Origin of the sequence: Methylobacterium sp. WL18 (assembly GCF_008040015.1) — a bacterium.
In the GTDB taxonomy this organism is placed as follows: Bacteria; Pseudomonadota; Alphaproteobacteria; order Rhizobiales; family Beijerinckiaceae; genus Methylobacterium; species Methylobacterium mesophilicum.
The window spans coordinates 1-2,759 of sequence record NZ_VRVD01000624.1 but is presented as its reverse complement, the minus strand read 5'-3'; the positions used below and the strand labels follow the sequence as shown (position 1 = coordinate 2,759).

Sequence of the window (2,759 nt, the reverse complement as noted above, 5' to 3'; positions counted from 1 at the left end):
GGGCGAGGCCGGCCAGCAGGAGCGCCGCGACGGCGAAGCTCAGGCGTGACGCGCGCATGGTCTTCTCCCTTTCCCGGGTCGTGGTGCCGTACGGAACCGCCTCGGGCCGATCCGCGCGGTGGGTTGATGATTCATCCTACGAACCGGCAAGATCTCTCGAACCGGCAAGTCCCGTTCGGGACGCGTCCCGACGGGCGCAGGATATCGACGGGACGGCCCGCCGATGCGCGGATCCCGCCGGCATCCGATTGTGTTCCAGCCCACCTCTGGTAGAGAGGCCGATGGGTCGGAACAGGCTCCGGGACCGGTGCCTCGCACCCGACCTGTCTGGCCGAGTTCGGTTAACGGACGCTTGCCACGGATGGTCCGGAACGGGGCCGCCGGGCGGGGATCGCCAACACGGCCGCGAGGCTGACGGGGAGAGAGACGTGTCGAAGCGCAAGCCGCTGGTGGTCGTGACGCGGCGCCTGCCGGATGCCGTCGAGACGCGGATGCGCGAGTTGTTCGACGTTCGCCTCAGTCACGACGATGCCGCGATGCCGTCCGACGCCCTCGCGGCGGCGCTGGGCGAGGCCGACGTGCTGGTGCCGACCGTCACCGACGAGATCGATGCCGGGTTGCTGGCCCAGGCCGGCCCCAACCTGCGGTTGATCGCCAATTTCGGCAACGGCGTCGATCACATCGACGTGGCCGCCGCCCTGGAGCGCGGCATCACGGTCACCAACACGCCGGGCGTCCTGACCGAGGACACCGCCGACATGACGATGGCGCTGATCCTCGCGGTGGCCCGCCGGGTGACCGAGGGCGCGCGGATCATCCCGGACGACGACTGGACCACGGGGTGGTCGCCGACCTGGATGCTCGGGCGGCGCATTACCGGCAAGCGGCTCGGCATCGTCGGCATGGGCCGGATCGGCCAGGCGCTGGCCAAGCGCGCCCGCGCCTTCGGCCTGCAAGTCCACTACCACAACCGCCGCCGGGTCCCGGCCGCGATCGAGAGCGCGCTCGACGCAACCTACTGGGAATCCCTCGACCAGATGCTCGCCCGGGTCGACATCGTGTCGGTGAACTGCCCGCACACCCCGGCGACCTATCACCTGCTCTCGGCCCGGCGGCTCAAGCTGCTGAAGCCCGAGGCGATCGTCGTGAACACCGCCCGCGGCGAGGTGATCGACGAGAACGCGCTCGCCCGCCTGATCGAGGCCGGCGACGTCTCGGCGGCCGGCCTCGACGTGTTCGAGCAGGAGCCGGCGGTGAGCCCGCGCCTCGTCAAGCTCGCCCGCCAGGGCAAGGTCGTGCTGCTGCCGCATATGGGCTCGGCGACCTACGAGAGCCGCACCGACATGGGCGAGAAGGTCATCATCAACATCAAGACCTTCATGGACGGCCACCGGCCGCCGGACCGCATCCTGCCGAGCATGCTCTGAGCGTACGCTCGGAAACACCGCCTTTGTCTTTCCGGGGCCGCGCAGCGGAACCCGGAACCCATAGCCGCCAACGCGGCCGGACGATCGCGTCTGCCTATGATCCGGTCCAGCCGCTCAAAGTCGGGTAGAGGTCCGACCAGTCCGGGTTAAAATCCTCGATCAGCCGGATCTTCCAGTCACGGCGCCCTTTCTTGAGCGCCTTCTCCCGGTCGATCGCCTCCAAGATGTAAGTGTAGGATTCATACCAGATCAGCCGCGTCACGCCGTAGGTCGACGTGAAGCCAGGACTTGCCGCGGTCCGATGCTCGTGGACGCGGCGGGCGAGATTGTTGGTGACGCCGACGTAGAGGGTGCCGTGCTTTCGGCTGGCGAGCAGGTAGACGTGATACGCCACGGCAGATCTGCCTGATCGGTTTCAATTCCAAACCGAAGCCGACAGCGCCTAGTTTAGGCAACCTCGGCGGTTATGGGTTCCGGGTTCTCGCCTTCGGCGAGTCCCGGAAAGACAGGGTACGGTGTTTTCGGGCGAAGCGATTCCAGCGTTGGATCATAGCAAATCACTTTCCGCCGCCAAGGTCTGCGGTGAGGTCTTGCTCTGCGCGCTCTGGAACAGCCGCTCGCTGGTGAGCTTGAGGAAGTAGAATCCGAATTCCGGGTTCTGGTAATAGAGCTGCTTCACGTCGGAATACGACACGCACAGCGCGTTGCCGGCCTCGATGCAGACCAGCGAGGCCGTGCGGGTGTTGCCGGGCGCGAGCAGCCCGAGCTCGCCGACGATGCCGCCCTTGCGCACTTCGATCCCGACCTCCGGGATCCGGAAGGCGCCGCTCTCGACGTAGTACATCTCGCCGGCCTCCTCGCCCTTGCGGAACACCACCTCGCCGATTCCGAATGGGCGCTGCGACCCGAACGGGCGCAGCCATTCGAGCGAGAGGTTGCCGTCGGCGGCGGTCTCGACGTCGCGCACCAGCCGCATCATCTGCCAGAGGCGGTAGGCGTTGAACGGGATCTGGATAGCCTCGGTGAGCACCACCGGCATGCTGCCGATCAGGATCCCGTAGGTGATCACCGCGCAGCTGGCGCAGAGCGAGATGATCCGCAGCGGGATCATGGTGCTCATCGCCGAGGCCGAGATGGTCAGCGCGGTACCGAGGTAGCCGATCGCCTCTATCCAATCCACGCGCGCCTCCACCATGTCCGAGCTTGAGCGGGATGCCCGTCCCGCTGGGCTCCGGCAAGCCGCGCGGCCGCGGGCTGTGCGCGCGCGCCTCAGCCTGTGCCCGCGCGGATACGCTCGGCGGCAGCCGCGGCGGCGCGGGTGCCCTCCTCGTA

At 67.7% G+C, this 2,759-nt stretch carries 3 protein-coding genes; 1 reads left to right on the top strand and 2 read right to left on the bottom strand.

The window, feature by feature from the left end; all coding sequences use genetic code 11:
* The first annotated feature begins 428 nt into the window (after positions 1 to 428).
* Complete coding sequence (locus FV228_RS26005) at positions 429 to 1,427, top strand: D-glycerate dehydrogenase (RefSeq protein ID WP_147857180.1); 999 nt, start codon at positions 429 to 431, stop codon at positions 1,425 to 1,427.
* Positions 1,428 to 1,521: 94 nt separating this feature from the next.
* Here the strand turns inward: FV228_RS26005 and FV228_RS26000 are convergent, their stop codons facing one another.
* Entirely contained in the window at positions 1,522 to 1,821 is a 300-nt protein-coding gene (locus FV228_RS26000; protein ID WP_147857179.1) for a GIY-YIG nuclease family protein, read from the bottom strand.
* A gap of 153 nt (positions 1,822 to 1,974) precedes the next feature.
* On the bottom strand, positions 1,975 to 2,607 hold the full coding sequence (locus tag FV228_RS25995) for a cyclic nucleotide-binding domain-containing protein (RefSeq protein WP_147857178.1): 633 nt from the start codon (positions 2,605 to 2,607) through the stop codon (positions 1,975 to 1,977).
* Positions 2,608 to 2,759 lie beyond the last annotated feature (152 nt).